Source organism: Xenorhabdus yunnanensis (assembly GCF_028598805.1).
GTDB lineage: Bacteria > Pseudomonadota > Gammaproteobacteria > Enterobacterales > Enterobacteriaceae > Xenorhabdus > Xenorhabdus yunnanensis.
In genome coordinates, this window is record NZ_JAQRFI010000377.1 from 1 (window position 1) to 222 (window position 222).

The window sequence follows — 222 nt, forward strand, 5'->3', positions numbered from 1 at the left end:
TAGCTTCCATAACAAAAAGGAAAATCCGAATGACAACTTCACACGACAACCCGCTTATCACCTTACGCCAGCAACTGGAAGCGTACCTCGATACACAGGCCGCACAGGGAATGATGTGGTTCAATGATTTTGGTCACCGTTATAGAGGTGATATGCTCACTTCGATAATTCAACAGGTGACATGATGAAAAGAAGTTTCAGCCCCGAATTTAAATTGGAGTC

Annotated in this window: 1 protein-coding gene; it reads left to right on the forward strand. The window is 43.7% G+C overall.

Annotated elements, in window-relative coordinates:
• The coding region (locus tag PSI23_RS22670; RefSeq protein ID WP_273557120.1) for a hypothetical protein at positions 1 to 185 on the forward strand (185 nt) is incomplete at its 5' end.
• Between the last annotated feature and the right edge of the window lie 37 nt (positions 186 to 222).